This window comes from Ruegeria sp. BG7 (assembly GCF_056535685.1).
On sequence record NZ_JBQFIU010000001.1, the window covers coordinates 938,702 to 963,031 of the forward strand.

The window sequence follows — 24,330 nt, forward strand, 5'->3', positions numbered from 1 at the left end:
AACATTTTGTGGCGGTTTGCTGAAGCGTACTGGCAGGGTGCCGTAAAAAGCAAGCCGCAGCCGATGCGATTGCCCCGACCGCTGATGCGCCGCTGCAACGGAGGCGCATCAGATTGCCCCAGACTTATCACCACAGGGCCGCGGAACTGAACAGAAAAAAGGGGCTCTGCCAAACAGAGCCCCTTTTACAAAAATGTCCACGTGGAACGGCAGATTACTTAATCTTGCCTTCCTTGTACTCAACATGCTTACGAACGACCGGATCGTATTTACGGATGGTCATTTTCTCGGTCATGGTACGCGCGTTTTTCTTGGTCACGTAGAAGTGGCCCGTGCCCGCGGTCGAGTTCAGGCGGATCTTGATTGTCGTCGGCTTCGCCATGGTTATCTCCTGCGTCCGAAAAGGCAGGGGCCTTTCGGTTGAATTCCTATGAGCGTGCGCTTTTACGCGCTGCACCAACTATGTCAAGGCCAATCGGCCTATCCTGCAGTAGGAATCCCTCCCGAGATCAATCCGTCAGGGTCGGGGCCCCCATATACGTGTGAATCTGGTCTCTTTCCGCGTCTGAGAGGCCCAGCGCAGTGGACAATTGCCGCAGGTAAGACGCTTCGCGCGCGTTATCCAGACGAATGGCGGCAAGAGATGTGGCGTAGATTTGTGCTCTCAGCGGCGCGCCAGAATCAGCCGCCAATCCCATGACATCAATCGGTGCATTCAACTGCTCTTGTACAAACGCCCGTTCCTCGTCGCTGATGTCGTCGCCCAATTCACCCAGGATGATTTCTTTTTCGTGATCATCCAACTCGCCATCCGCCTTGGCCGCCTGAATCATGGCGCGCAGCATCAGTTTGGCTTGTGCTTCCATCGCTGCGCCAGCCGGGGTGCCACTGAACACAGTTTCCATCATGTCACCGGTCTGTTGGTTGGCCGTTTTCGCGGCCCCTTGCATTGCGTTCAACAAGCCTCCTAAACCAGCAGCTCCAGCAGCGCTGCCGCCGAGTCCCATTTTGCCCATCATGTCCTGAAGTCCTGCTGCACCTCCGGGCAAGCCAAATTGCTCGGCCATTTTGCCCAGCTGGTCCATACCAAATCCACCACCCGAGCCCTGCATCATATCCTGCAGACCCGCCATTCCACCCATTTTCTGATACTTGTCCATGCCCTTTGCCGCAGCAAACCCGATGGCCACAGACGCCAGCGTTTTCATAAAACTCATAATCAACCTCCCGGATTAAAATCTGTGCCTCAAACCTAACAGCCGAACGTAAAATCGAATACCGCATTCAACTCACGCGCGATTAGACCTCGTAGTAAAGCTTGTATCTCGCAGCTTAATCGGAGTCATGTTTGTACATATCACGGATTTGTGATACGTTCGAGCATCCAAGAAGCCAAATCCAGGCTCGATTTCCGAGGCAGCATGTGCGGGATCGCCCCGCGTTGAGCAGAGTTGTTTTAAACGACTTTTCTTGGGGGGTTATCATGACAGAATGGGTTATTCAGGCCGAAGAATTGGCCAATTGCAATTGCAACTTTGGCTGCCCTTGCCAGTTCAGCGTTTTGCCGTCTCATGGCAATTGCGAGGCGGTCGTCGTCTTCGACATTCAAAGCGGCCACTATGGCGACACTGATCTGGGGGGTCTTCGGGCGGCAGGTGTTTACCATTGGCCGGGACCTATTCATGAAGGCAACGGTCAGATGCAACTGATCATCGATGAAAGCGCCTCGGCCGATCAGCGGGCCGCCTTGCAGGCAATCATGACCGGAGAAGACACCGACGAAATGGCCACATTCTGGTACGTCTTCAGCGCGATGGCCCCGACCAAGCACGAAACACTGTTCGTTCCGATTGAGTTGGACTGGAGCCGCGAAGATCGCAGCGGGTATGCAAAGGTAACGGGTGTTTTCGACGTTGAAGTCAGCCCAATTCCCCATATCGTCTCAGGCGCGCCACATCGGGCGGCGATCCAACTGCCAAACGGGTTCGAATACCGCCAGGCCGAAGCTGCGTCGGGTTCGGCAAAAACCACCGGCAGCAAGATAAGCCTGACCTTTGATGCCACGCACGCCCATCTGGCGCATCTGAACATCTCGGGTCACGGCGTATTGGGCGCTTAAACTTGGGTGCCTCATGACAAGGCAACACTCCTCGCACCACGCCGGAGCCGTTGAACGGCTGTTGCGACAGGACACTGTGATCGTTTTGGGCAGCGTTCTGCTGATCGTTCTTGCTGCCGCGTGGTACACGGTGGCCGGGGTTGGCATGAATATGTCCGCAGTTGAAATGACGCGGATGGCGGGCCCGATTGGCGAGCCCATGACCATGGGTTCTGCCACAGCCTGGAGCATCGGTTACGCCCTGCTGATCTTTCTTATGTGGTGGGTCATGATGATTGCCATGATGACCCCAAGCGCTGCGCCTGCTGTGCTTTTGTTCACCGCGCTCAAGCGCGTAGGGCCAGACAAAGCGCGTGCCGCGACATTCAGCTTGTGCTTTCTGTCGGGCTATCTGGTGGCGTGGGCGGCCTTCAGTCTTGCCGCAACCGCCTTGCAATGGGGGTTAGAGCATATCGGACTGTCTGACGGTCCGATGATGGCAATAAGTTCCGGCGCCTTTGCAGGAATCGTTTTGCTGGCTGCGGGCGCCTATCAATTTTCGGAGCTGAAGACCGCGTGCCTGCGTCATTGCCAAAGCCCCGCCCGATTTCTGGCGGACCACAACCACCCCGGTCTTTTGGGGGCGTTCAGAACCGGCGGCCTGCATGGCACCTATTGCTTGGGGTGCTGCTGGGCTTTGATGCTGCTGCTGTTCGTCGGCGGCATCATGAACCTGTACTGGATCGTCGGCATTGCCGCCTATGTGGCGCTTGAAAAACTGCTCCCCACCGCCCGTTGGCTGGTTCCGGTCTCGGGTTTGGCACTGATCGGTGCAGGAGTTTGGTTAATCGCGGCCCCGTTTCTTACCGGCGGCTGACACCAATCGGCCCAAGGGGCCAGCCGATGCAATGGCCCCAATTGATTGTCAAAACTCGGAGGTTTCAATGCCCATTTTCATTACTTATGCATCTTACTCGCAAGCTGGCGTCAAAGGCATGTTGCAGAAGCCCGAGAACCGCACAGGCCCGGTCAAAACCTTGCTCGAGAAAGTCGGCGGCAGGTTGCTGTCTTTTTACATGACCACGGGTGGCAACGATGTTGTTGTGATCAGCGAAGCCCCCGACGGGACCGACGCCGTCGCAGTGGGCATGGCCGTTGCCGCGTCGGGTGCAGTGACGAATATCGAGACAGTCCGCGCCTGGACCGCGGATGAATTCGTCGCGGTCACCGAAAAAGCCGCCCGGCTGACCGGGGCTTACACGCCGCCCGGAGGGTAATTCAATACGCGCGGAGGGCCTGTAAGCCGGATCTTGTTCCGGGGTTACCCCCCTTCGATGACCATTCCTCTAGGCCGTGCATTGCTGCACGGCTCAAGCTGCCAACCCGGTCCCTCTCAGCCAAGACGCGCTTAGCGGTGGTATCGGCAGACGCCGACCATCCCGCGCGGGGACCCTATTTGGCATTGCTCCCGGTGGGGCTTGCCGTGCCGCCCCTGTTGCCAGCGGCGCGGTGGGCTCTTACCCCACCGTTTCACCCTTACCACATGTGTGGCGGTCTGATTTCTGTGGCGCTTTCCGTCGGGTTACCCCGCCCGGGAGTTACCCGGCACCGTTGTCTTGTGGAGTCCGGACTTTCCTCTCGGGCCTTGCGACCCCAGCGGCCATCCGGCCCTCCGCGCGGGGGATGGGTAGGCTTTGCGCCCTGCGACGTCAAGAGTGGAAAGCGGGGAAAGGGGCCAGCCCCTTCTTGGCCTGCGGCCAATTCAACCCCGAGGTATTTTTAGCCAGATGAAGAGCGGATCAGGTTATTGTGTTGGGCTGCGTTAGCGCATTCAAATCCGCAGTTTCAAGAGGGCCTTTTGCCCAAGGGCGAAACCGCAGCCGAACGGCAGCCAGCAGTTGAGTATCTTCCACCGGGGCAGTGAAACCTGCCCGTCGCGCGGCGGCGCGGAATGCCATCAGACTTGGTGGCGCTGACGGGACGTCTGAACCGCGCGGTTTTGCCAGAGCTTGCCGCTCTAGCCGTTGCCAATCAAAATGTGGACCGGGGTCTGATTTGCGACCCGGAGCCATGTCGGAATGGCCGATCACACCCGACGCCGAGATGGACCAGGTGTTCATGATCCGAGGTAGCAAAGTTTCGAGCGTCGTCATTTGTGGTTCGGAAAAAGGATGCAATCCTGTGTTATCCAATTCGATCCCGATCGACCGAGAATTTATGTCGTCCTTGCCATCCCACTCCCCTGCCCCAGCGTGCCATGCGCGGTCTTCTTCGCGCACCATCTGCCAAAGCGTTCCGTCATTGCCGATCAGGTAATGGGCTGAAACCTCGGCCTTCGGGTCACAGAGACGCTCCAGAGCTGCCTGGGCGCTGTCCATGGCTGTGTAGTGGATCACGATCAAAGACGGCGTTAGACCGTCTCGGCGTTCGCCGAAATTAGGCGACGGATGCCAAATGGGTGAGAGTTCAATTGTTGACGGCACTTCGGAACGGGCTTGGGTCCCAGCCGCAAGCATAGCCGTCTCCGTCCGGATCCAGCCCCTTGCGATCGCGCTGTGGTCCGCCATTTGACAGGAATTCTATCTGAGCCTGATCGGGGGATGGGAATTGCGCGCAGTTCCTCTGAGCCTTGGCTTGCAGGTTAAAACCTGCGCGGCTGTAGAGTTGTGTGCCGACCGGGTTCGAGGTGCTAAGGGCGTATTGCACAATGTTGGGCTGACCGCTTGCGTTGCGCTCTGGCACGGCGGTTGGGGCCACAACTTCGTAAGTTTGGCGGTTCTGCTCGATCCGCGCGGCATCGGATTCGATGCTGCGCCGTTCGGACACCGCAGCAAAGTCCTGCTCGTCGGAAATTGCGCTGTTGTTTGATGCCGGTGCTGCAGGCACAACGCCAGAGCCCTGCCCCGACGTGCTGGCCAAGGCTGCAGCGGCCTGATTGGCAATATCAGCGTTTTCACCGGTTGCGAAGCCTGCCGCACCGGGCGCGCCCAGCGGCTGCTCGGACACATCGACAGGAGCCAGCAGCGGGTTGCCTGCTGCGCCTTGCCCGGCCAACTGCGCCTCGCGCTGTGCCTGATACTCGGGCGTATTGAACCCGGTGCTGGTCAGAGGCGCGACATCGGTACAGGCCGCAACCAGCGTCAGGGCAGGGACCAAAAGCAAAACGCGCATCACTTGGCTCCGTATCTCGTGCTTCAGTTGCCTGAGGCTTACCACCATTTCCCGGGCTTGGCCACAAAACCAGCCGCGTTTTCCAGCGCATAGGCGGTGTTGAGCAGATCGCCTTCTTCCCACGGGCGTCCGATCAGCTGCAGACCTAGCGGAAGACCTTGTTTGTCGAGCCCTGCGGGCACCGAAATACCGGGCAAACCAGCCAGGTTAACGGTCACTGTGAAGACGTCGTTCAAATACATTTGAACGGGATCCGCTTCGGTCATTTCGCCCAGACCAAAGGCTGCCGAAGGGGTCGCCGGGGTCAAGATCGCGTCAACGTCTGCGGCGAAGACATCCTCGAAGTCTTTCTTGATCAGGGTACGGACGCGGCGCGCGCGGTTGTAGTAAGCATCGTAGAAACCTGCCGACAACACATAGGTACCGACCATCACGCGGCGCTGCACCTCGTGACCGAAACCTTCGGCGCGTGTCTTTTCGTACATCTCGGTGATGCCGTCGCCCTGTGCGAGCTGCGCGCGGTGACCGTAGCGAACACCGTCATAACGGGCTAGGTTCGAGGACGCCTCGGCCGGGGCAATCACATAATAGGCTGGCAGCGCGTATTTGGTGTGCGGCAGCGAGATATCGACGATCTCGGCCCCAGCAGCTTTCAGCATCTCAGCCCCTTCGGCCCAAAGCTTTTCAATCTCGCCTGGCATACCGTCCATGCGGTATTCCTTGGGGATACCGATTTTCTTACCCTTGATGTCGCCGGTCAGCATCGCCTCGAAATTCGGTACGGCCAACTCGGCGCTGGTGGAATCCTTGGGATCATGTCCGCACATGGCTTCGAGCATGATGGCGGCGTCGCGCACGTCTTTGGTCATCGGCCCAGCCTGATCCAGCGAGGATGCAAACGCAACGATGCCCCAGCGCGAGCAACGGCCATAGGTGGGTTTGATACCCGTGATGCCCACAAACGCGGCAGGCTGGCGGATCGAACCGCCCGTGTCAGTGCCGGTCGCGGCGAGGCACAGATCGGCCGCCACGGCAGAGGCTGACCCGCCCGACGATCCACCGGGTGTCAGTTGTGCATCATCATTGCCGCGTCGCCACGGGCTGACCGCATTGCCGTAGACAGAGGTTTCGTTGGACGAGCCCATGGCGAATTCGTCCATGTTCAGCTTGCCCAGCATCACCGCACCCGCATCGGCCAATTGCTGCGAGACAGTAGATTCGTATTCAGGCTTGAAGCCTTCAAGAATGCCCGATGCAGCTTGCGACGGTACGCCCTTAGTGCAGAACAGATCTTTGATGCCAATCGGCAGGCCGCACATCGACGGCGCGTCGCCACCCTTGATCCGCTCGTCCGCTGCTTTGGCACGCTCCAGCGCGATTTCGGGCGTCTTGTGGACAAAAGCGTTCAGCGCGTCAGCCTCATCAATGGCCTTCAGGCAGGATTCGGTCAGCTCAACCGAGGTCACGTCACCTTTGCGCAGCGCGTCGCGGGCCTCGGCAAGGCCCAGTTTGTTCAGATCGCTCATGTCTTACTCCACCACTTTGGGGACTGCGAAGAACCCTTCGCGCGCGTCGGGGGCATTGGCCAGAACCTTGTCCTGCTGGTTACCGTCGGTCACTTCGTCCTGACGACGCTTAAGGCGCATTGGCGTGACCGAAACCATCGGCTCAACCCCTTCGACATCCACTTCGTTCAGTTGCTCGATGAAACCCAGGATGGTGTTGAATTCGGATGCCAGCGCCGGCAGCGCGTCATCCTCGACCTTGATCCGGGCCAGTTTGGCCACTTTGGCGGCGGTGCTTTGGTCAATCGACATCGGCTTCCCTCATATACGTTATGGGGCGTTTACCCGTCTGTTGCGGCAGTCGCAAGACCACTGCGCCACGGGCGAGCCCGAGTTTCGAGCTCCGTGCCTTTGCCTGCCATTCAAATCTGAATGAGGGGTATACGAAAAAGTAAACTGATTAGTTCATTATCGACCTTGAAAACTGAACTGTACTGTTCATTTTATAAACAGCGACCCAACGCAAACCGGAGAAACAAAATGAAATCCCTGATCACAGCCGCAGTCTTGTCCGCCACGTTTTTGGCCGCGCCGGCCATGGCTTTGGGTATCGACACAAGCAACCTGACACGCACGTTGACCTTCCCGTCCCCTGTCGCGGAACCGGTCACGCAGGATCAGGTTAAACCTGCCAAATAAAGCGCAGGTCCTGGCCGGGTCGGACATCCCCTCTCTGACCCGGCCTTTTTGCATTTTCCAGGATGCGCATCCCACTGCAAGCCGTTAGCATGAGAGACAATATCCAAGACGGCTGCGAAACTTTCGTGGCGTAGGCAAGCCAGTGGAGCAAAATATGAGCGCGCAAAAGCAAGCGGTTCTGGACGCAATCGATGCAGCCAATGCACATGACCCCAACCTCGACGAGGGCCGACCCGAAGCGCTGCTTTACGGCGAACGCATGTCCGCCGAGTTGGACCGTTTGTTCCCGAACGCTTCTGACGCCCTTCAGATTGCAGCCCGTGGTCAGCATGTAGAGCGCTGGAAACTGGCCCGTAGTGAATATCCCCAAGGCCGGGCGGGTTATCTGGCCTGGCGCAAGGCGCAGGCCGTACATCACGCCGAAGTGGTCATGGGCTTGATGATCCGTGAAGGTTATGAATCAGACCAGGTCGAGGCCGCAGGGCGGATGTTGCGCAAACAGGGCATCAAGCGCGAAGAAGAGGTACAGGCACTGGAAGATGTGATCTGCTTTGTGTTCCTGAAATGGTATTTCCAGCCCTTTGCCGCGAAACACTCGGCTGAGAAAATCCAAAGCATCGTTGAAAAGACGGCCCGCAAGATGTCACCCGAGGGCCGCGCGCGGGTTTTGAATGAATTCGACTTGCCGGAAAAACTGGCCGCAGCTTTTCAGGATTGAGTCGGAACTGACGCAGTCTGGAACGCTCTTTTCTTACTTAGAGGACGATCGATAGGGACCGTCCCGTCGCCTTTCAGGCTTCAAGACCTGTTGCAAAGCGGCCCCGTATAAGGGCCGCGCGATACACTTCGATCATCCAACCCAGCATGATGGCATTCAGGATGTGCCACATGAAATGCGTGCCCAATGGCCACTGCCCGCAAACCGGCAAGTCCAGCGCACGGAAGGTGATTGAAAGGATCAGTATCAACGCTCCAACAGACATTCCTTTGGCAAGGACCGGGTCTCGGCCCCGCAGCAGTGTCGCATAGATCAGGATGAGCAGAGGAATCGGCGCATAGCCTGCCGATCCCCCCAACCCGGGAATAAGCTGAAACAGCGGAACGGTTGCTGCCGCGTAGGGAAAGAAAAGCAACGTCCCCCCGAAAGCCAATCCCGAAGACATCCGCCAGATGTTTTTGTTCACGGCAAAAATGTAAACCAGGATGAACAGAAGGATCGGAGCCACATCTGCCAGGGCCGCCCAGACTTGAGCATGCGTGTGAAACAGATAGCTGCCGATTCCGATCATCGCCAGAAGCGCAACAAGAACCATGGCGAGCGGCATGTCCTGATTGCGAACCCGCCTCCACATGATCCAAGCAGAAATCAGAAAAGCTGCGTTTGTAATCGCGTTTATTGGCTCTGCCCAATAGTCCGGAGACAGCCGTTCACAATAGCCATCAATTTCTCGAATCCAATCCATGGAAATTTACATAGCCGATGCTAGGCTGCTGCCAAGACACCATTTTGGAGGAAATTTGGAATGAACATTATTTGGCTGGGGCATGGTAGTTTCCGCATCGAAACCCGGGGAAAGGTTCTATTGATTGACCCCTGGCTAACCGGCAATCCCGTTCTAGCGGAAGATCAGCACGACGCGGTGTTGGATGGGGCCACCCATATCCTTTTGACGCACACCCATTTTGACCATGTGGCTGATGTACTGCCTCTGGCCAAACACCTGAAAATCCCCGTCGTCGGTCAGTACGATCTGATGGGATACTGGAACGAAGCCGAAAGCATCGAGACCATCGGCTTCAACAAAGGCGGCACCGTCGATCTGAACGGGGTAAAGGTCACGATGGTTCCGGCGTCTCACAGCTCGACTTTTTCGACGCCAGACGGGCTGCGTACCGGCGGCAGTGAGGTTGGTTTCATGATCGCGGCCGAGGGGCACATGCTTTATGTCTCGGGCGACACGGACATCATGGCCGATATGGATTGGATGGGAGATTATTACAAACCCGACATCGGCATATTATCAGCTGGCGGGCATTTCACGATGGACATGAAGGCCACAGCCTACGCGGCCAAACGCTACTTCAACTTCAAAACGGTTATTCCGTGCCATTACAAGACCTTCCCGATCCTGGAACAATCGGCGCAGACGCTGATCGACGGGCTGCCAGAGGTCAACGTGATAGAGCCCGTAGTGATGCAGCCCATCAAACTGTAGGCCGGGCTTCAGCCCGGCACGTCTTTGCGGCGCGAAGCAAAGAAGTCTTTCAAAAGCTCTGCTGCTTCGTCACCGGCGATCCCATCGTAAATCTCGGGTACGTGATGCGCCTGCGGGTGTGAGAACACGCGCGCGCCATGCGCCACGCCCCCTGACTTGGGATCGGCCGCGCCGTAGTAAATTCGCCGTATGCGCGCGGCTGCCATGGCCGCTGCACACATCGCACAGGGTTCCAGCGTGACGTAGAGATCATGGTCCGGCAACCGCTCGGACCCTGCACGCGCGCATGCCTCCCGTAGGGTAAGAATTTCGGCATGCGCGGTTGGGTCGTTCAATTCGCGCGTCCGGTTTCCTGCCGCTGCAACAACGGAACCGTCCGGTCCGACGATAACGGCCCCTACTGGCACCTCGCCGCGATCCGCTGCCGCGCGTGCCTCGGCCAGAGCCTGATCCATATAAGATTTGAACATCATGCCCTTGACTGCATCAGAAACCTGCCTTTCGCAAGCGCGCGGGATGCGGTATGGGCCTGACATGAACAAGACCCCTCCTCCTGGCGACCGGATCGCCAAAGTTCTGGCCCGTGCTGGCATCGCATCGCGGCGTGAGGCTGAGCGCATGATCGAAGCAGGCCGTGTGGCCGTGAATGGCAAGATCATCGATAGCCCTGCCCTGAACGTCACGGCAAAAGACAAGATCGTTGTCGATGGCAAACCCGTCTCGGAACCCGAGCCCTCGCGCCTGTGGTTGTACCACAAGCCTGCGGGATTGGTGACAACCACGCGCGACGAAAAAGGCCGCGAAACGATTTTCGACAAGCTGCCCGAAGATATGCCGCGGGTTATGAGCGTCGGACGGCTTGACCTGAACTCCGAAGGATTGCTGCTGCTGACCAATGATGGCGGGATCAAGCGCAAGCTTGAACTGCCCTCGACCGGTTGGTTGCGCAAATATCGCGTGCGGGTGAATGGTCGACCAAAGGACGAAGATTTCGAACCACTGCGCAAAGGGTTAGTGATCGAAGGCGAGCGCTTTCAGCCGATGACCGTATCGCTGGATCGCCAGCAAGGGGCTAATGCCTGGCTGACCATTGGCCTACGGGAAGGCAAGAACCGCGAAATCCGCCGCGCGATGGAAGATATCGGCTTCACTGTGAACCGCCTGTTGCGCGTGTCTTACGGCCCGTTCCAATTGGGTAGCCTGAAGCAAGGCGAGGTTGAAGAGATCCGCCGCCGGGTGATGCGCGATCAACTTGGGCTGGACGGAGACGTGAAACCCGATGCCGCACCAAAACGCACTGCCCGACCGCAAAGAAAACGGGCACCAATCGGCAAGAAACCTCGCAAGTGATGCTGGTTCGACAACCTTCCCCCTAGCGCTAAGCCCTCGCATCCCCTAAATTTTCAGTGAATGCTGCTGTTTGGGGGGCGTGATGTCCGGAAGCGGAGTGCAAAAACTCGCCTACGCTGTCTTGTTGCTGCTGTTGCTTGGTGTCTGCACCGGCCTGCTTGGGGGGCTGTAGGCCATGGCAAAGCGGTTTGGCGGCAAGTACAGCCCGCAGGGCGATACCTCGGGCGATTCACCTCTGCCAAGGGGGCAATTTGACGGCGCACGGGTTGAACCTGCTGGTGCGCGGGCGAACCTTCTGTTTCTTCCGGCCATTCCTTTGGTGTTTTTGTCGCTGAACGATGGTGCGATCGGCATGACCATCGGGCTTATCGCAGCTGGTATCTTGACAGCTGCCGCGTTCCTGCTGCGCGAAGGTCTGCGGGCCGAAGCCGCATATAACGCCCGAAAGACCGCCCGACGGCCTGCTTTTCCGCGCAAGATATTTGCAAGCATTCTGACTGGTCTGGGTGCAGGACTTGCCACGTACAGGACCGAGTTTCTGGATGCAGAAACCGCCGCACAAGCCAGCTTGTTGGCCCCGGTGCTTTTTGGAGTGGCGGCAACCGTTCTGCACTCGGTCTCATTCGGCATTGATCCGATGAAAGACAAAGGCATGGAAGGGATCGACACCTTTCAACAAGACCGCGTGGCCCGCGTTGTCGATGATGCCGAGAAACATCTGTCTGAGATGACCGACGCCATCAAACGCGCAGGCGACCGCAGGGTCGAAGCCCGCGTCGAACGGTTTCAGGACACCGCGCGGGATCTGTTCCGCACGGTCGAAGAAGACCCCCGCGATCTGGCCGGTGCCAGAAAGTACCTGACTGTCTATCTGCAGGGCGCACGGGACGCGACCGTCAAGTTTGCTGACGTCTACGCCCGAACCCGCGATGCGCAGGCGCTTGCGGATTATTCTGCGCTGCTTGACGATCTGGAACAGAATTTCGCCGCGCGTACGCGCAAAATGCTATTGGATGACCGCAGTGATCTGACGGTTGAAATTGACGTGCTGCGCGAAAGGTTGCAGCGCGAGGGCGTCCGGTTGGACTGACCGGCCACTATTTGAGCGAGGAACATCCCCATGTCCGATGAGATCAAGAACAAGGCAGTTCAGGCCGAAACTCTGGTGCAGGAAGTCACAGCCGTAGCTTTGCCTGAACCTCAGGCCGAGGTCGTGTCGCTGGAAGACGCCGACGAACCCGTCAGTGCCGAAATCCGCAAGCGGATGGATGAAATCGACATGGGCAACACCAACTCGATCGTGTCTTTCGGATCGTCCGCACAGGCCGAACTGCAGGAAATCAGTCAGGCCATGCTGGCGGATGTGCGCAACAAGGATGTGGGCCCCGCCGGGGACAGCCTACGCAATATCGTCACCACGATACGAGGGTTCTCGGTCAGTGAACTGGACGTGCGCCGCGAACGCAGCTGGTGGGAAAAACTGCTGGGCAAGGCCGCGCCGTTTGCCAAGTTCACCGCCCAGTACGAAGAAGTTCAGGGCCAGATCGACCGCATAACCGACGACCTTCTGAGCCATGAGCATACGCTGCTGAAGGACATCAAATCGCTTGATCTGCTGTATGAAAAGACGCTGGGCTTTTATGACGAACTGGCACTGTATATCGCAGCAGGCGAGGAAAAGCTGACCGAATTGGACAGCCACGACATTCCCGAGAAAGAAGCCGAAGTTGAGGCCGCGCCCGAAGATCAACAGGTTATGAAAGCGCAAGAGCTGCGCGACATGCGTGCCGCGCGCGACGATCTGGAACGCCGGGTTCATGACCTGAAGCTGACCCGCCAAGTCACGATGCAGTCGCTGCCCTCAATCCGGTTGGTGCAGGAAAACGACAAGTCGCTGGTGACCAAGATCAACTCGACGCTGGTGAACACAGTTCCTCTGTGGGAAACCCAGCTGGCGCAAGCTGTCACCATCCAGCGCAGCGCCGAGGCTGCAGCCGCCGTACGTGACGCCAATGATCTGACAAACGAACTGCTGACCTCGAATGCAGCCAACCTGCGGGAATCCAACAAGATGATCCGCGAGGAAATGGAGCGCGGCGTGTTCGACATTGAAGCCGTCAAGCAGGCCAATGCTGACCTGATCGGAACTATCAACGAAAGCTTGGCGATTGCGGACGAAGGTAAAGCGAAACGCGCGGCGGCTGAGGTCGAATTGCAAAAGATGGAGACCGAATTGCGTGACACGCTGGCCGCTGCCAAAGCGCGCCGGGACGGGATTGGTGACAATTCCGGTACGTCGGTTCCTGGCTAAAGGCGGGATCCGCGTGCGGCGCTTCAACTCTCTGAAACTTGCGTTAGGGGTGACTTCGGTGTTGGCCTTGGCCAATTGCGATGAAACCCTGACATCCACTGTTGCGCCGCAACCCCGGCCCGAACCCGCACCGACAGCGGCTAATGCGTATGTACCGCCCTCTGCCGCCAGTCAGGATCTGGCGCGTTTCTACCAGCGGGTTGAACGCGACCTTCTGGTTCGGGGGCTGTTGCGTACAGATGGCGGCGGACCGGATACGCCCTATGATGCCGACGATCTGGCCCGTAACTTCGAAGCAATCGCGTTTTACAGCGAATATCCGACGCAGAGTGTTTCGATCGGTTCTCGCCAGACAGATGGGCAGCTGAGCCGTTGGTCCGGCCCCGTGCGCATCCAGACCGAGTTTGGCCCTTCGGTTTTGCCCGAAACGCGGACTAAGGACGCGGATCAGGTTCGCGTGTTCGCAGGCCGTCTGGCCGGTTTGACCCAGCACCCGATTTCGGTTGTGTCGCGCAACGCCAACTTCCATGTCTTTTTCGCAGGCAAGGACGACAGCGCCTATGTCGCGTCGCGCCTGAAGCAATTGATCCCGAATATCAGCCAGGCTTCGCTGGATCTTGTTGCCAACCCACGCGCCAATTTCGACTGTCTGGTCTTTGCCTCTGCGACCAGGGCGTCGCCCTACAAATATGTGCGTGCAGTCGCGTTGATCCGGGCCGAACTGACCGATCTGGTACGCCGCAGTTGTATTCACGAAGAGATTGCGCAGGGACTTGGTCTGTCCAATGACAGCCCCGCAGCACGGCCTTCGATTTTCAACGATGATGATGAGTTTGCGCTGCTGACCAGCCATGACGAGAAACTGTTGACGATGCTGTATGATCAGCGCCTGCAACCTGGTGTGGGCGTGGATGATGCGCGCCCCGTCGTACGTATTATTGCCCGCGAGTTAATGGGTCAGCCGCTCTGACCCCAAGGACAGGAGAACCCAAATGGGAATTTTCGATTTTCTGACCGGAGAATTCATTGACGTTATTCATTGGGTGGATGACACCCGTGATACGATGGTCTGGCGGTTTGAGCGTGAGGGGCACGAGATCAAGTACGGTGCCAAACTGACCGTGCGCGAAGGTCAGGCGGCAGTATTTGTGCATGAAGGGCAATTGGCCGACGTGTTTACGCCGGGTCTCTATATGCTTGAGACCAACAACATGCCGATCATGACCACCCTTCAGCATTGGGATCACGGCTTTCAGTCGCCGTTCAAATCCGAGATCTATTTCGTCAACACAACTCGGTTCAACGACCTGAAATGGGGCACCAAAAACCCGATCATGCTGCGCGACCCCGAGTTCGGGCCAACCCGTATTCGGGCCTATGGCACCTACACGGTGCGTGTAAAGGACCCAGCCAAGTTCCTTGTCGAAATCGTCGGGACAGACGGCGAATTCACAATGGATGAAATCAGCTTTCAGGTGCGCAATATCATCGTGCAGGAGTTCAGCCGCGTCATCTCGGGCTCAGGCATTCCAGTGCTGGACATGGCCGCAAACACCGCCGATTTGGGCAAGCTGATCGCTGCCGAAGTTTCGCCGGTCTTGGACAGCTATGGGCTGGAAATGCCGGAATTTTACATTGAAAACATCTCGCTGCCGCCTGCGGTCGAGGCAGCGCTGGATAAGCGGACCTCGATGGGGTTGGCGGGCGATCTGGGCAAGTTCACGCAGTATTCAGCAGCAGAAGCGATGACAGCGGCAGCCAACAATCCGGGTCAAGGCGGCGGCATGGGTGCTGGTCTTGGCATGGGTATGGGCATGGCGATGGCACAGCAAATGTCGAACATGGCAGCGGGCCAGCCGAGCGGCCCGTGGGGATCGCCCGCCCCCGCTGCCCCACAACCAGCAGCACACGCGGCACCGCCTCCGCCACCACCTGTCGAGCATGTGTGGCATATCGCCGTGGATGGTCAGACAAGTGGGCCGTTTTCCAAAGCCAAGATGGGACGCATGGCCAGCGAAGGCGAACTGACACGTGACACATATGTCTGGACCGCAGGACAAGACGGTTGGAAAAAGGCAGGCGACGTGCAGGAACTTGCGCAGTTGTTCACAATCCTGCCGCCTCCTCCGCCTGGAACGTGAACAAACACGGTCTTCCTTCCTATTCATCATGACCACCGGGTAATTCATGACACACGTCACCGCCCCTGACCCGACCGAACACCGTTTCCCCTGCGACCAGTGTGGCGCTGACTACCGGTTCAACCCTGGTGATGGTACCTTAACCTGTGATCATTGCGGGCATTCCGAGCCGATCAGTGCCGGGCCGTGGGGCGGTGCAAGTCTGCGAGAGCTGGACTTTGACGCCGCCATCGCTGACCGCCTGCCGGACAGCGAGATCGAGGAAACCCGCGTTCTGTCCTGCCCAAACTGTGCCGCGCAGGTGGAGTTCGACCCGAACACGCATGCAGCAGAATGCCCGTTTTGCGCCACGCCGGTCGTGACAGATACCGGGATCAACCGGCATATCAAACCAAAAGGCGTATTGCCTTTTGCATTCGACGAACGATCAGCCCACAAGGCGATGGGCGATTGGTTGGGGCGACTGTGGTTCGCACCAAACGGGTTGAAGGAATATGCCCGCAAAGGGCGCAAGATGCAGGGTATTTACGTGCCCTATTGGACCTTCGACGCCGACACCAAGTCTTCGTATCGCGGCGAACGCGGCACTGTCTATTATGAAACCCACACCGTAATGCGAGACGGCAAGCGGGTTCAGCAACAAGTGCCAAAGGTACGCTGGACCCCCAAGTCCGGCCGCGTCGCGCGGTTTTTTGACGACGTGTTGGTGCTGGCCTCCAAATCGCTTCCAAATCGCTACACCGACGCGCTGGAGCCCTGGGATCTGCCCGCGCTGGAGCCTTATCAGCCCGAATACCTGGCCGGTTTCCGTGCTGAAGCCTACAGCGTTGAACTGCGGGAAGGATACACTGAAGCCCGTGCTCATATGGCGCGCGTGATCGAGCGGGATGTTCGTTTTGACATCGGCGGGGACCGTCAGCGCATTCATGCCGTAGATACAGATGTGCGTGATGTTACGTTCAAGCATATCCTTCTGCCGGTTTGGATGGCCGCCTATAAATACCGCGGCCAGACCTACCGATTTGTGGTCAATGGCAGAACCGGGCGGGTTCAAGGCGAACGTCCTTGGTCAGCGATCAAAATCACCATCGCTGTTGTACTAGGTTTGTTGGTGGCTGCGGGTGTCGGGTATTTGGCGGCCACAGGGCAATAGTCGGACCTGCGGACAGGCTTGTGCATCGGGCAAAGCGCAGTCATGTTCAGCGCGGAAACAAAGGGATGGGTCTGCCGTGTCGTTAGCTGAACTGAATACTCTGCTGAATGGCCGCTATTCCTGCCGGGCGTTTCTGCCTGAGCCAGTCCCCCGTGCACAGATTCAACGGATCCTAGCAAGCGCATCCCAAGTCCCTAGCTGGTGCAATGCACAACCCTGGCAGTTGGTGATCACCAGCGCAGATGAAACAGATGCGTTCCGTAAAGCAATGCTAGCTGAGGCTGTCAGCGGAACCCCAGCACCGGATCTGCCGTTTCCAACCTCCTACTCCGGCGTGTACCAGGATCGCCGCCGCGCCTGTGGTTGGGCGCTGTACGAAGCTGTTGGGGTGGAACGCGGGGACCGCGCCGGGTCGGCGCAGCAAATGATGCAGAACTTTGCCCTGTTTGGCGCACCGCATTGCGCCATCCTTTCAAGCCCGGCCGAGCTTGGCCCCTATGGCGCGATGGATTGCGGTGGTTTTGTCACGGCCTTCGCGCTGGCAGCCCAAGCGTTGGGGATCGCGACCATACCACAAGCCGCATTGGCCACTTACGGTCCATTCTTGCATCGCTATTTTCAGATCCCCGAAGACCGCTTGATCCTGTGCGCGATTTCTTTTGGCTATGCGGCCCCTGATCATCCTGCAAATAGCTTTCGCACAGAACGCGCCGCACCGAGTGACTTTGTGGAATGGCGGGATTAAACAATCCCAGAGGTTGGCTTTTGCATAACAAGGAGGAATCCCTTGCGCGCAGTATTGCAGAGGGTATCGCATGCCAAAGTGTCGGTCGATGGCACTGTCACAGGATCATGTGGACAGGGGTTGATGATTCTAGTTTGCGCCATGCAGGGCGATGGCAACGAGCAGGCCAAGAAGCTTGCCGAAAAGGCGGCCAAGATTCGTATCTTCAAAGATGATGCGGGGAAAATGAACCGCTCACTTCGGGATATTGGCGGATCGGCTTTGGTGATCAGCCAGTTTACACTCGCCGCCGATACAAAAAGCGGCAACCGGCCGGGGTTTTCAACCGCAGCCCCGCCGGATCAGGGTGAACGCCTGTATATAGAATTTGCAAATCACCTTTCCGCACAAGGTATTGCGGTGGAAACGGGGCAGTTTGGGGCTGATATGGCGGTCGAACTTGTAAACGACGGCCCTGTTACGATCTGGATTGAGAATTGATGGATATCACAAAGCAAGCCGTTTCGTTTTGGCAGGCCGGAGTTGATGCGGTCGATGGGTTCGCTGCCACCAAGGCCGCACTGCCGGATGTTCCCAAGCCCGATCGGATTCTCGCCGTTGGGAAACCTGCTGCCGCCATGGCACGTTCGGCGCTGGCTCAGTTTGGTCCGGTCCCCACTCTTGTGGTCACCAAAGACGAACACGGTCGCGATCTCCCCGAGTCGGTCGAGGTGATCGAGGCCTCTCATCCGGTGCCAGATGACCGCAGCCTTGCGGGTGGGCGCGCGCTCCGCGTTGCGATGGAGCAGATGCCGCCGGGCTCTCATGTCCTTCTGTTGGTTTCAGGCGGCGCGTCTTCGTTGGCCGAGGATCTTCTGACCGGCACGTCTTTACACGATCTGGAAGCGTTGAACCGCAGACTGCTGTCTGAGGGGATGGACATTCGGGCGATGAACGCCGAGCGGCGCAAGCTGTCACGCATCAAGGGCGGCGGTTTGCTGTCTCATTTCAAAGGTGCACACGCGACTGTTCTGGCGATTTCAGACGTGCCCGGCGACGATCTCAATGTCATTGGCTCGGGCATTGGAGCTTTACCAGATGACTACAGCTTCACGGCGACGACACAGATCGTGGCGTCAAACGCACATGCCCGAAATGCGGCTGCCTTAGCAGCAAGCGAAGCGGGTCAAACGGTACTGGCCAATGACGAAGCGCTGCACGATGACTATCTGCGAGTGGCGGCAAAGCTTGGATCGATGCTACGCGGCATGGACAAGGGTGTGATGATCTTTGGCGGTGAACCGACCGTGGTTCTCCCCGATGACCCAGGGCGCGGTGGGCGAAATCAGGCACTGGCGCTTGCATTGGCCAAAGAGATCTCAGGTCAAACGAACCTGACGGTTGTTGTTGGTGGTACAGATGGCACGGACGGCCCAACAAACGCAGCCGGAGGGATCGTGACTGGCGCAACCTGGGAGGACGCAGCCGAAACCTACCTTCAAAACGCTGACAGCGGTACTTTTCTGGATTCAGCGGGTGCGCTTTTGGTGACGGGACCAACCGGGACCAACGTAATGGACCTAATTGTCGCAATACGCGTATGATTTGACGCATTTTCCTACACTTTGTTCCATCAAGAACCGAAAATGAAAGAATATGCAGACGGTTTCTCAATATATAGATCACGAAGGCGGCGTTCGTGACGTCATCGTGAAGACCATCGTTTTCGGTGCACGCGCGAAATATCCTTGCTCGGTTGTCTGAAATGCGCCAACTTTGACTCATGCGTCAATAAAAAGTCCGCAAAGGGCTAAAACCACTCAATAGGGAGAATACTCAATGAACGAACAAATCACGCACATGGCCGGCCAGGTCACTGCCGGGAAGATGACCCGCCGCGAATTTATGGGGAAAGCAGCGGCTTTAGGTGTTTCAGCAGCAATGGCCAGCACAATGTTTGCGGACGCCGCGCGGGCGGCAGGGCCCAAAAAAGGCGGTGACCTGAAGTTTGGCCTGCAAGGTGGCGAATCAACTAACTCGCTTGACCCGGCGACCTATGCAAGCTCAGTTCCCTTCCAGAACGGCAAACAATTCGGCGATCAGTTGGTTGAAGTGGCACCCGATGGCACCATCGAACCGCGCCTGGCAGAAAGCGTAGAAGGTAGCGCAGACGCCAAAGTATGGACATTTAAGCTGCGTCAAGGCGTTGAGTTCCACAACGGAAAAACGATGACCAGCGAAGACGTGCTTAAAACGATGCAGCGTCACTCGAACGAAGACTCGAAATCTGGTGCGCTTGGCATCATGAAAGGTATCGAGTCCATGAAAGCTGACGGGGACAACTTCCAAGTCACGCTGACTGAGCCAAACGCTGACCTGCCCTATCTGATGGCCGACTATCATTTGATCGTTCAGCCTGACGGAGGGATGGAGAATCCTGGCGCAGGCATCGGAACCGGACCTTATAAGGTAGAAGTGGATGAACCCGGTGTACGCCATCTTTACACAAAGTTCGAAAACCACTGGAACTCGGATTTCGGAAATTTCGACAGTGTAGAAGTGATCGTGATCAACGATGCTACGGCCCGCACGGCCGCGCTTCAATCTGGACAAGTTCACGCAATCAACCGGGTCGAACCGAAAGTGGCCGACCTTTTGGGACGCGCGCCAAACCTGACAGTGCACTCGACCGCAGGTCGCGGGCACTATGTCTTCATCATGCACATTGACACTGCACCGTTCGACAGCAACGAACTGCGCCTCGCTCTGAAACACGCCATCAACCGAGAGGATCTGGTTGAGAAAGTGCTTCGAGGCTATGGTTCGATCGGGAACGACATGCCGATCAACGCGGCTTACCCGCTGTTTGATGAGACTATTCCGCAGCGCGAATTCAGCGTTGAAAAGGCCGCTGAGCATTATCAAAAGTCGGGCCATGACGGTTCGCCAATTATTCTGCGTGTGGCAGATGGCGCCTTCCCTGGTGCGGTAGATGCAGCGGCCCTGTTCCAACAGTCTGCAGCAGAAGCTGGAATTCCGCTTGAGATCAAGCGTGAGCCAAATGATGGCTACTGGTCGGAAGTCTGGAATGTTCAGCCATTCTGCGCGTCCTACTGGGGTGGCCGTCCGGTTCAGGATCAAATGTATGCGACTGCCTATCTGTCGACTGCGGACTGGAACGACACGCGGTTCAAGGTCCCGGCCTTCGACGACTTGCTGTTCGCCGCACGTGCTGAACTTGACCCTGAAAAGCGCAAAGGTATCTACAGCCAGATGGGCATGATGGTCCGCGATGAAGGCGGTCTGATCTGTCCGATGTTCAACGACTTTGTTGAGGGCATCAGCAACCAGTTGGACGGTTGGGAAACCGACCCGACACAAGAGCTGATGAACGGCAATATGTCCCGCAAAATGTGGTTCGTCTGATCCGGGCTACTGTATATGCATCCCATCATCAAACTGGTGTTCCAGCGCTTAGCGCTGGGACTCTTGCTTCTCTTCGGTGCATCGGCTCTGATATTCGGCCTCACTGAAGCCCTTCCCGGGGACGCGGCGCAAGCCGTCCTTGGCCAATCCGCAACCCCCGAAGCGCTGGCAAACCTGCGCGAAGAAATGGGCCTCAACCGGCCAGCCCTGACCCGCTATTTTGAATGGTTGGGTGGCATTGTTCAGGGTGATCTGGGCCAATCACTGACAAACAAGCTCGACATCGCTGAATCCGTTGGCAGCCGTCTGGGCAACACACTGTTTCTGGCGTTCTGGGCCGCTATTATTTCGGTTCCACTGGCTATCTTCCTGGGCCTTTTGGCGGTCCGCTACCGCAACCGCTGGCCCGACAAGATGATTTCGGCGGTCACACTGACCACGATCTCTATCCCCGAATTCCTGATCGGTTATGTGCTGGTCTACTTCGTTGCCGTCAAACTGGGCTTCTTCTCGCCGCTTGCAATGATCAACGACAGCATGACCCTTGGGCAAAAGCTGAACTCTATCGCTTTGCCTGTCATCGTGCTGACTCTGGTGGTTTTGGCGCACATGATGCGTATGACCCGCGCTGCAATCCTAAACGTGATGCAGTCGGCCTATGTCGAGACGGCAGAGCTTAAGGGCCTGAGCAACTTTCAGGTGATCTACCGCCACGCATTTCCGAATGCCATCGCACCTATTGTAAACGTGGTCATGCTGAACCTGGCCTACCTCGTTGTTGGCGTCGTCGTGGTCGAGGTCGTCTTCGTCTATCCCGGCATGGGGCAATATCTGGTGGATCACGTGACCAAGCGTGACGTGCCCGTTGTCCTGGCCTGCGGTGTAATCTTCGCCGCGATCTATATCGGTTTGAACATGATTGCAGACATCGTCTCGATCCTTGCCAACCCAAGGTTGAGGCATCCGAAATGAAGAACATTCCTATCTCTGCAATGATCGGTCTTGGCTTTACCGGCCTGTACTTCTTTGTTGCCATCTTTGCCCCCCTGCTGGCCCCTTATGGCATGGCCGAGGTCGTCGGCGACGTGTGGGAGCCGTCAAGCTCGCAATTCTGGCTGGGCACGGACAACATTGGCCGCGATCTTCTCAGCCGCATGATCTATGGCGGGCGCACGACGATCTTCATCGCCACGGCAGCAACGATCCTCAGCTTTGTGACCGGCTCGGTCCTGGGTTTTCTGGCGGCAGTTATGGGCGGCTGGGTCGATCAGGTCATGTCACGTACAGTTGATCTGATCATGTCGATTCCATCGCTGATCTTCGCATTGGTGGTTCTGGCCATGGTTCCGGTCACCATCCCTGTTCTGATCATTGTCATGGGCCTGCTGGATGCCACGCGCGTCTATCGTCTGGCGCGCGCTGTTGCGGTGGACATCGCAGTAATGGATTACGTCGAAGCCTCGCGCCTGCGGGGTGAAGGCCAGATCTGGGTGATCTTCCGCGAAATCCTTCCCAATGCTCTGTCGCCGCTGGTGGCTGAACTGGGTTTGCGTTTCATCTTCATGGTCCTGTTTGTCTCGACCCTGTCCTTCCTGGGTCTGGGCGTTCAGCCGCCGCTGGCGGACTGGGGCGGCATCGTGAAGGAAAACAAGGACGGCATCGTCTACGGTATCGGTGCGGCGCTGTATCCCGCTGTCGCCATCGCGACGCTGGCGATTTCGGTCAACCTGGTGGCTGACTGGGTCCTGAACCGCACCACATCACTGAAAGGAGGCCGGGGATGAGCGATCCACTTCTCAAGGTCCGCGACCTCAAGATCGGCGCAACCGTGTATCCACCGGGTGAAAAACCTCATGACATCGAGATCGTGCACGGGGTCAGCTTTGACCTCGAGCGCGGCAAGGTGCTGGGCCTGATCGGGGAATCCGGCGCCGGGAAATCCACCATCGGTCTGGCCTCAATGGCTTATGGCCGGGGCGGTGTGAAGATCACCGGTGGTGAGGTTTGGGTCAACGGGCGTGATATCCTGAAAACCTCGCACGGGGATATCCGCAAGCTGCGCGGTGGCGAAGTCACGTATGTGTCTCAGTCCGCCGCGGCATCCTTCAACCCGGCCAAGAAGATCATGGATCAGGTGGTCGAGGCTGCGGTCGAACAGAAAAAGTTCAGCCGCAAAGAGGCCGAAGGTCGGGCGCGTGAACTGTTCGCCAAGCTGGGTTTGCCCGACCCGGACAATATCGGCGAAAGGTACCCGCATCAGGTTTCGGGTGGACAGTTGCAGCGCTGCATGACGGCTCTGGCCTTGTGCCCCGAGCCTGATCTTGTGGTCTTCGATGAACCCACCACGGCGTTGGATGTGACTACCCAAATCGATGTTCTGATGGCGATCAAAGAAGCCATCGCAGACACCGGGGTTGCTGCACTTTACATCACCCATGACTTGGCAGTTGTGGCGCAGGTTAGCGATGACATCATGGTTCTGCGCATGGGCAATACGGTCGAGTACGGCAACACGGATCAGATCATCAACAATCCGCAGGAGGAATACACGCAGGCGCTGGTCTCGGTTCGCTCAATTGAGCATGAAGAAAAGCAGCCGACACCTGAACCGGTGCTCAGCGTTGACGGTATCACCGCGCGTTACAAGGGGTTGAACTTCGACGTGTTGCACAACGTCAATGTCGAGCTTCATCCGGGGCAGACACTGGCCGTTGTGGGCGAATCCGGCTCGGGTAAATCGACGCTGGCGCGGGTCATCACCGGGTTGTTGCCCCCTCGGGATGGTGAAATCACCTTTGCCGGGCGCAAACTATCGCCAGACCTCAAAGGCCGAACCCGCGAAGACCTGCGCGAATTACAGATGATCTACCAGATGGCCGACGTGGCGATGAACCCGCGTCAGACCGTAGGAACCATCATCGGCCGGCCGCTGGAGTTCTACTTCAATATGCGGGGCGCGGAAAAGCGCAAGCGGGTCATCGAACTCCTGGATGAGATCGAGTTGGGCGAAAAGTTCATCGACCGCTATCCAGCCGAGCTGTCCGGTGGTCAAAAACAGCGTGTCTGCATCGCCCGGTCACTGGCGGCAAAGCCGAAAATGATCATCTGTGATGAGGTCACCTCGGCGCTCGACCCTCTGGTGGCGGATGGCATTCTCAAGCTGCTGCTGGATCTGCAAAAGATCGAGAACGTGGCCTATCTGTTCATCACCCACGATCTGGCGACGGTCCGCGCGATCAGCGACAGCATCGCGGTGATGTATCAGGGGCGCGTGGTGCGCTACGGGCCGAAATCGCAGGTGCTGAGCCCGCCGTTTGACGACTATACCGACCTTCTGCTCAGCTCGGTGCCCGAAATGCATCTGGGTTGGCTGGAAGAGGTTGTCGCCCATCGCAAGATGGAGAGCGCAGGGAACTGATCCACGCTTGTGACAGTTCCATGAAATCTGAAAATCCCGGCGCTTTGTCAGATGACAGGTGTCGGGATTTTGCTATTGGGGGCGTGAACAGTCGCGTATAGGGCCGCGAATCTCCTAG

The 24,330-nt window shown here is 57.7% G+C and carries 27 protein-coding genes and 1 other RNA gene; 19 read left to right on the top strand and 9 right to left on the bottom strand.

What is annotated here, in order from left to right; translation table 11 throughout:
• Positions 1-214: 214 nt before the first annotated feature.
• Both rpmG and ACR3EH_RS04620 read right to left on the bottom strand, forming a co-directional pair.
• Positions 215-382: a 50S ribosomal protein L33 gene (gene rpmG, locus ACR3EH_RS04615; protein WP_037309480.1), complete on the bottom strand. Its 168-nt coding sequence runs from the start codon at positions 380-382 to the stop codon at positions 215-217.
• 127 nt (positions 383-509) lie between these two features.
• Positions 510-1,217, bottom strand: a complete 708-nt coding sequence (locus tag ACR3EH_RS04620; protein ID WP_171185120.1) for a DUF533 domain-containing protein — start codon at positions 1,215-1,217, stop codon at positions 510-512.
• Between the two features lie 266 nt (positions 1,218-1,483).
• On the opposite strand from ACR3EH_RS04620, the gene ACR3EH_RS04625 reads away from it, so the two are divergent.
• From ACR3EH_RS04625 to ACR3EH_RS04635, 3 genes are all read left to right on the top strand, one after another.
• The gene (locus ACR3EH_RS04625) at positions 1,484-2,119 is read left to right on the top strand and encodes a DUF1326 domain-containing protein (RefSeq protein ID WP_171092514.1); all 636 of its coding nucleotides are present in this window, start codon (positions 1,484-1,486) and stop codon (positions 2,117-2,119) included.
• Positions 2,120-2,132: 13 nt separating this feature from the next.
• Positions 2,133-2,975, top strand: coding sequence for a DUF2182 domain-containing protein (locus tag ACR3EH_RS04630; RefSeq protein WP_171646612.1), 843 nt, complete (start codon positions 2,133-2,135; stop codon positions 2,973-2,975).
• A gap of 67 nt (positions 2,976-3,042) precedes the next feature.
• Complete coding sequence (locus ACR3EH_RS04635; protein WP_171092518.1) at positions 3,043-3,375, top strand: GYD domain-containing protein; 333 nt, start codon at positions 3,043-3,045, stop codon at positions 3,373-3,375.
• A 6-nt stretch (positions 3,376-3,381) separates the two neighbouring features.
• Here the strand turns inward: ACR3EH_RS04635 and rnpB are convergent.
• From rnpB to gatC, 5 genes are all read right to left on the bottom strand, one after another.
• An RNA gene (rnpB, locus tag ACR3EH_RS04640) (RNase P RNA component class A) lies at positions 3,382-3,774 on the bottom strand.
• Positions 3,775-3,897: 123 nt separating this feature from the next.
• A complete protein-coding gene (locus ACR3EH_RS04645) occupies positions 3,898-4,614 on the bottom strand; it encodes an N-acetylmuramoyl-L-alanine amidase (RefSeq protein WP_171185124.1) in 717 nt (238 codons plus the stop codon).
• Entirely contained in the window at positions 4,565-5,269 is a 705-nt protein-coding gene (locus ACR3EH_RS04650) for a hypothetical protein (RefSeq protein WP_171185126.1), read from the bottom strand. Before ACR3EH_RS04650 ends, ACR3EH_RS04645 begins: the two co-directional genes overlap by 50 nt.
• A 38-nt stretch (positions 5,270-5,307) precedes the next feature.
• Positions 5,308-6,795, bottom strand: coding sequence for an Asp-tRNA(Asn)/Glu-tRNA(Gln) amidotransferase subunit GatA (gene gatA, locus ACR3EH_RS04655; RefSeq protein ID WP_171185128.1), 1,488 nt, complete (start codon positions 6,793-6,795; stop codon positions 5,308-5,310).
• A 3-nt stretch (positions 6,796-6,798) separates the two neighbouring features.
• Positions 6,799-7,086, bottom strand: a complete 288-nt coding sequence (gatC, locus tag ACR3EH_RS04660; RefSeq protein WP_171092525.1) for an Asp-tRNA(Asn)/Glu-tRNA(Gln) amidotransferase subunit GatC — start codon at positions 7,084-7,086, stop codon at positions 6,799-6,801.
• 228 nt (positions 7,087-7,314) lie between these two features.
• Here gatC and ACR3EH_RS04665 point away from each other — a divergent pair, with 228 nt between their 5' ends.
• A complete protein-coding gene (locus tag ACR3EH_RS04665) occupies positions 7,315-7,473 on the top strand; it encodes a hypothetical protein (protein ID WP_171092527.1) in 159 nt (52 codons plus the stop codon).
• A 154-nt stretch (positions 7,474-7,627) separates the two neighbouring features.
• Entirely contained in the window at positions 7,628-8,191 is a 564-nt protein-coding gene (locus ACR3EH_RS04670) for a DUF4202 domain-containing protein (protein WP_171185130.1), read from the top strand.
• 73 nt (positions 8,192-8,264) lie between these two features.
• Here ACR3EH_RS04670 and ACR3EH_RS04675 read toward each other — a convergent pair whose 3' ends face one another.
• Positions 8,265-8,936, bottom strand: a complete 672-nt coding sequence (locus tag ACR3EH_RS04675) for a ceramidase domain-containing protein (RefSeq protein WP_171185132.1) — start codon at positions 8,934-8,936, stop codon at positions 8,265-8,267.
• Positions 8,937-8,996: 60 nt separating this feature from the next.
• Here ACR3EH_RS04675 and ACR3EH_RS04680 point away from each other — a divergent pair, with 60 nt between their 5' ends.
• A complete protein-coding gene (locus ACR3EH_RS04680) occupies positions 8,997-9,689 on the top strand; it encodes a metal-dependent hydrolase (RefSeq protein ID WP_171675405.1) in 693 nt (230 codons plus the stop codon).
• Positions 9,690-9,697: 8 nt separating this feature from the next.
• On the opposite strand, the gene ACR3EH_RS04685 is transcribed toward ACR3EH_RS04680, so the two are convergent.
• Entirely contained in the window at positions 9,698-10,162 is a 465-nt protein-coding gene (locus ACR3EH_RS04685) for a nucleoside deaminase (RefSeq protein WP_171185136.1), read from the bottom strand.
• Between the two features lie 61 nt (positions 10,163-10,223).
• On the opposite strand from ACR3EH_RS04685, the gene ACR3EH_RS04690 reads away from it, so the two are divergent.
• The 13 genes from ACR3EH_RS04690 (at position 10,224) to ACR3EH_RS04750 (ending at position 24,212) form a co-directional block, all read left to right on the top strand.
• Positions 10,224-11,039, top strand: coding sequence for a pseudouridine synthase (locus ACR3EH_RS04690; protein WP_253746349.1), 816 nt, complete (start codon positions 10,224-10,226; stop codon positions 11,037-11,039).
• 175 nt (positions 11,040-11,214) lie between these two features.
• A complete protein-coding gene (locus tag ACR3EH_RS04695) occupies positions 11,215-12,129 on the top strand; it encodes a 5-bromo-4-chloroindolyl phosphate hydrolysis family protein (RefSeq protein WP_171185140.1) in 915 nt (304 codons plus the stop codon).
• 30 nt (positions 12,130-12,159) lie between these two features.
• Positions 12,160-13,350 carry a toxic anion resistance protein gene (locus tag ACR3EH_RS04700; RefSeq protein WP_171092540.1) on the top strand — a complete coding sequence of 397 codons (1,191 nt, stop codon included), beginning with the start codon at positions 12,160-12,162 and terminating at the stop codon, positions 13,348-13,350.
• Positions 13,351-13,399: 49 nt separating this feature from the next.
• Positions 13,400-14,320, top strand: coding sequence for a DUF2927 domain-containing protein (locus ACR3EH_RS04705; protein WP_371732108.1), 921 nt, complete (start codon positions 13,400-13,402; stop codon positions 14,318-14,320).
• A gap of 22 nt (positions 14,321-14,342) precedes the next feature.
• Positions 14,343-15,491 (top strand): SPFH domain-containing protein, encoded by a 1,149-nt coding sequence (locus ACR3EH_RS04710; protein ID WP_171185142.1) that lies wholly within the window; start codon positions 14,343-14,345, stop codon positions 15,489-15,491.
• 46 nt (positions 15,492-15,537) lie between these two features.
• Entirely contained in the window at positions 15,538-16,644 is a 1,107-nt protein-coding gene (locus ACR3EH_RS04715; RefSeq protein ID WP_171675403.1) for a TFIIB-type zinc finger domain-containing protein, read from the top strand.
• 76 nt (positions 16,645-16,720) lie between these two features.
• Positions 16,721-17,389 (top strand): nitroreductase, encoded by a 669-nt coding sequence (locus ACR3EH_RS04720; protein WP_171185146.1) that lies wholly within the window; start codon positions 16,721-16,723, stop codon positions 17,387-17,389.
• Positions 17,390-17,431: 42 nt separating this feature from the next.
• Positions 17,432-17,869, top strand: a complete 438-nt coding sequence (dtd, locus tag ACR3EH_RS04725; protein WP_171185148.1) for a D-aminoacyl-tRNA deacylase — start codon at positions 17,432-17,434, stop codon at positions 17,867-17,869.
• Positions 17,869-18,972: a glycerate kinase type-2 family protein gene (locus ACR3EH_RS04730; RefSeq protein ID WP_171185150.1), complete on the top strand. Its 1,104-nt coding sequence runs from the start codon at positions 17,869-17,871 to the stop codon at positions 18,970-18,972. The genes dtd and ACR3EH_RS04730 overlap by 1 nt, the downstream gene beginning before the upstream one ends.
• Before the next feature lie 235 nt (positions 18,973-19,207).
• The gene (locus tag ACR3EH_RS04735; RefSeq protein ID WP_171092551.1) at positions 19,208-20,794 is read left to right on the top strand and encodes an ABC transporter substrate-binding protein; all 1,587 of its coding nucleotides are present in this window, start codon (positions 19,208-19,210) and stop codon (positions 20,792-20,794) included.
• Between the two features lie 15 nt (positions 20,795-20,809).
• The gene (locus tag ACR3EH_RS04740) at positions 20,810-21,766 is read left to right on the top strand and encodes an ABC transporter permease (protein ID WP_171092552.1); all 957 of its coding nucleotides are present in this window, start codon (positions 20,810-20,812) and stop codon (positions 21,764-21,766) included.
• Positions 21,763-22,578, top strand: coding sequence for an ABC transporter permease (locus tag ACR3EH_RS04745; protein WP_171185151.1), 816 nt, complete (start codon positions 21,763-21,765; stop codon positions 22,576-22,578). The genes ACR3EH_RS04740 and ACR3EH_RS04745 overlap by 4 nt, the downstream gene beginning before the upstream one ends.
• Positions 22,575-24,212: an ABC transporter ATP-binding protein gene (locus ACR3EH_RS04750; RefSeq protein ID WP_171185153.1), complete on the top strand. Its 1,638-nt coding sequence runs from the start codon at positions 22,575-22,577 to the stop codon at positions 24,210-24,212. Before ACR3EH_RS04745 ends, ACR3EH_RS04750 begins: the two co-directional genes overlap by 4 nt.
• Positions 24,213-24,330: the final 118 nt, after the last annotated feature.